We start from the raw sequence: 3,283 nt of genomic DNA on the forward strand, positions 1-3,283 counted from the left end.
TCAAGTTATAAAGTAAAAAAAAAGTTTCAACTTCTTCGAGATATTTTTCTAGGACTAACGTAATATGTAATTAATGGCATTTTTACTATATATATACAGATTAATTTACATTTATAGTATTTCGAACGAGGTGATGTAATGGGCTTTTTCTCTTCTAAGCCTGCCAGGAAACAAATTTCCAAGAAATCGGAAGGACATGGGACATTTTCCGTCCACAGCACATCTTGAAAAAATCCACACAGATATCAAGGAGTTTTTGAAAAAACATTATTAGGAGGCAAGTAATGCAGCCAAATCCAGTACAAAAAATCGGCCAGATTCTAATACCAGTAAAAAATATTGAAAGGGCCACTGCCTTTTATCAAGAAAAATTAGGACTGCCGTTATTGTTCAATACGGATACAATGGCGTTTTTCGACTGTGAAAGCGTCCGTCTTCTGTTGACCCTTCCGGAAAACGAGCAATTTGCCCATCCTAGTTCAATCATCTATTTACAGGTTGCAGATATCAAGGCAAAGTATGAAGAGCTTCTTTCAGGTGGTGTCAATTTCATTGGGGAGCCGCATGTAGTCGCTAAAATCGGCGATACAGAAACCTGGATGGTGTTCTTCAAGGATACAGAGGAAAACACTCATGCATTCATGAGCGAGGTTTCTGCATAAATACCAAAAGGATACTGCCGCAGATGCAGTATCCTTTTATTGAGGGTTTATCGGACAAGCTGCCCTCATTGGATTGCTTTCAATTCGTTCTTTTTCAGGAATAATTCAATCTGATGCGCGGCCATCATCCCCGCCGTACTGTTCAAATGCACCCCGTCCGTCAGCAGTAAATATCCATTCCGGGCAGAAATCCGGTCAAGACTGTAACCGTATACGAAATGCTCGATGATCGCTTTTTCATAAAGCTTCGTGCCGGTCTTCAGCGTTCGTCCCCTCGTATGTCCTTTTCCCTTTAGATATGCCTTTAGTTTTTCGTTAAAAGGAAGGTAAGAAACATTGGTCATTTCTGCCGTTTTTTTAATGACCTCGTTGTACTGGTCAATTTCTTTATTTGCTTTCGAAAATAAGTTCTCGCCAACGACCGGCAGCGATAATAACCCGATTTTAGCGGATGTTTCTGCTTTCAGCCTTGAGACGATTAACGCTAGATTCTTTTCATACACCAATAATGACGGTTTTTCCAATTGCTGAGCCAGCTTAACGTTCTTTTTTGCAAGATCTGGGGCTATTTTAGCCGCGGCATCATTCAATCCGACTAATATCACGATGAATTCAGGCTGGCAAGCGATGACACCTTCCAAACGCTGCAGAACATCATAAGCGGTACTTCCATTCACACCGGCATTAATGAATTGATAATCCACGCAGTTTTTCCTCCTGGCTGCATCATCGACAAAATTGTAGCTGATGTTGCATGGACCGCATCACCGCCGATTACAGCCACAAGCTTCTTGCCTTCCTGGCGAAGCCCTTTTTCCAGAAAGGCCTTCGGATTATTGTGAGGCAAATGATTAATCTGGTTTTTCCGCTGATAATACAGCGATAAACTGACAGCAGCTATGAATAATAGGACTAATATCCCGCCAAAAATAAGATCCATATAAAACCCCTCTCTTTGAGATTTTTAGTTATATATTAATTAAAAATTCTGAATATATATATTATAAAATTATTCGACAAACTGTGTAAAATTCCCTATCAAACAGATATTAAGCTAAACAAAAGTTATTTCCCCAGCCGATAATTCCATTATAGCCTTTTATGTTATGCAACAGACAAAATAAATGGTTCAAAAATTTCCATAAATCAAAAAATTACTTTGCAACTAGATTTATATTTAGGATAAAATTATGTGGTAGAGTTTTGGAAAGGGGATTTTCTGCCTATGCTGAAAGCTAGGTTATATGATTTCACGTTATTCTTTACTGCTGTTGCTGTAGCTTTTGGACTAGGCACCTTCACTATAGATAAAAACAATTTTTTTATAGCACTATTTATCTATTGGTTATTTTCAACCCTTTATAATCACTTAAGGGTCACAGCGAAAAATGGAACGCTGAAATTTGATTATGGCATTAGTTATAGTTTATCGTTCGCCATTTTTGCAGGTCCGATAGGTTTGTTCATTTTTGAAGCAATCTATCGTTTCACCGTCTATTTTTCAAGAAAAAGTTCGAAAACTGCCGATGAAACTGAATTTTCGGATACATTTTACAATATAGGCGCTCATGTCCTGATCTACTCGATTGGTTATTACCTATTCCAGCTCGGGAATCCTTTAATAGAGAATATTCCCTTTGGATTCTTTGTCCTGATGTGCATCCTTGCTATAATGACCACGGTGATTTCCTATACCTTCCTGACCACTGCCTTTTACATTATGGGAGAAATCAAAAGCCTGCAGCAGGCAATCAGGTTTTTCAAAGAAAGCAATAACTGGCTGGATCTTGGTAAAACAGCCTTCACGAATGGCTTGCTGCTGCTTTTGCTGGAGGAACAGCGATGGGAAATGGTCGTTGGATTATTCATTTTGAACTATCTTGTCAGCCGTTCCTTCCAATCAAAATCGCAAAGCATCCAGAACAAAATCGAACGGGACAAGTTCGAGCAAATGGCCTATACGGACTTCCTGACCGGGATCCCGAACCGCGCTTACATGGATAAAAAAATGTTTGAATTAAACCATACTGGCGAAAAAGTCGGCATCGTTGTTGCGGACATCGATAAATTCAAGCTTATAAATGACTCCTACAATCATGCTGTAGGCGACAGGGTAATCCAGCATTTTGCCCATACACTCAAAAGCTATTTGTCTGAAGATGATTATGTTTTCCGAAGCGGCGGGGAAGAATTCACATTGATCCTCAGGAACAAATCCTTCAGCCAGAGCATTGATTTTGTGGAACAAATTCGTCTTGGGGTTGAGAAGAGTTCAGTGGAGGTTGATTATCAATCCGAGAAGCATGCTGTTTCAATCACCTCTTCATTTGGATTGTATTATTTTAAAGTCAACCAGTACATTTCGATGGAAAAAGGTTATATCTTTGCTGACCAGCTCTTGCTGCAATCAAAGAACCTTGGCAAAAACAAAGTTACCTTTAAAGACGAGCTTTCCCGCCAAACAGGATGATTTCATTTAAAAAAGATAGAGAAGCGAATCTCTGTCTTTTTTCTGGGCACTAGCAGCTTTAGGTTATGCTATTTTAACAGGGTCTCTGCTTTGCGTGGCAAACCTGTCACAATAACGAGCTTTTCTTGACAGCTTTTCTGCTTTGAAACCC

The 3,283-nt window shown here is 39.3% G+C and carries 4 protein-coding genes; 2 read left to right on the forward strand and 2 right to left on the reverse strand.

What is annotated here, in order from left to right; all coding sequences use genetic code 11:
• Positions 1-284: 284 nt before the first annotated feature.
• On the forward strand, positions 285-662 hold the full coding sequence (locus JCM21738_RS21245; RefSeq protein ID WP_023613456.1) for a VOC family protein: 378 nt from the start codon (positions 285-287) through the stop codon (positions 660-662).
• 65 nt (positions 663-727) lie between these two features.
• Here the strand turns inward: JCM21738_RS21245 and JCM21738_RS21250 are convergent, their stop codons facing one another.
• Both JCM21738_RS21250 and JCM21738_RS21255 read right to left on the reverse strand, forming a co-directional pair.
• The gene (locus tag JCM21738_RS21250; protein ID WP_035210188.1) at positions 728-1,366 is read right to left on the reverse strand and encodes an SGNH/GDSL hydrolase family protein; all 639 of its coding nucleotides are present in this window, start codon (positions 1,364-1,366) and stop codon (positions 728-730) included.
• Positions 1,336-1,602 (reverse strand): hypothetical protein, encoded by a 267-nt coding sequence (locus JCM21738_RS21255; RefSeq protein ID WP_035210190.1) that lies wholly within the window; start codon positions 1,600-1,602, stop codon positions 1,336-1,338. The genes JCM21738_RS21250 and JCM21738_RS21255 overlap by 31 nt, the downstream gene beginning before the upstream one ends.
• Before the next feature lie 252 nt (positions 1,603-1,854).
• Between JCM21738_RS21255 and JCM21738_RS21260 the strand changes: the two genes are divergently transcribed.
• Complete coding sequence (locus tag JCM21738_RS21260; protein ID WP_243463120.1) at positions 1,855-3,132, forward strand: GGDEF domain-containing protein; 1,278 nt, start codon at positions 1,855-1,857, stop codon at positions 3,130-3,132.
• Positions 3,133-3,283 lie beyond the last annotated feature (151 nt).

Origin of the sequence: Mesobacillus boroniphilus JCM 21738, from assembly GCF_000517385.1 — a bacterium.
GTDB lineage: Bacteria > Bacillota > Bacilli > Bacillales > Cytobacillaceae > Mesobacillus > Mesobacillus boroniphilus.